The 292-nt window shown below is 63.4% G+C and carries 1 protein-coding gene; it reads left to right on the top strand.

Annotated elements, in window-relative coordinates:
* On the top strand, positions 1–292 hold a 292-nt coding region (locus LG649_RS16095), incomplete at both ends, for a hypothetical protein (RefSeq protein WP_226544832.1).

Consider the following 292-nt stretch of genomic DNA (forward strand, 5'->3'; position numbering starts at 1 on the left):
CCATGCACAAAAAACACCCTTTTCCTGTTTTACCCCTGCGCAACGGGGTAGGCCCCAGCTGCGTGGCGCTCCCTCCGGTGGGGCAGGACCGCATTTTGGATTTTCTGGCACAACGCTTGCCGTATGTGACCCGCACCGAATGGCAGGCTCGCCTGGAAGCCGGCGACGTGGTGGACGAGCGCGGCGAGGTGGTCACGCCCGCGCGTGTGTTCGAGCCTGGCCTTCGGCTGTATTACTACCGCAGTCTGCCCGCCGAGCCGCAGTTGCCGTTTGAAGAGACCGTGCTGTACCA

The sequence above is a fragment of the Neotamlana laminarinivorans genome (genome assembly GCF_020523925.1).
GTDB lineage: Bacteria > Bacteroidota > Bacteroidia > Flavobacteriales > Flavobacteriaceae > Neotamlana > Neotamlana laminarinivorans.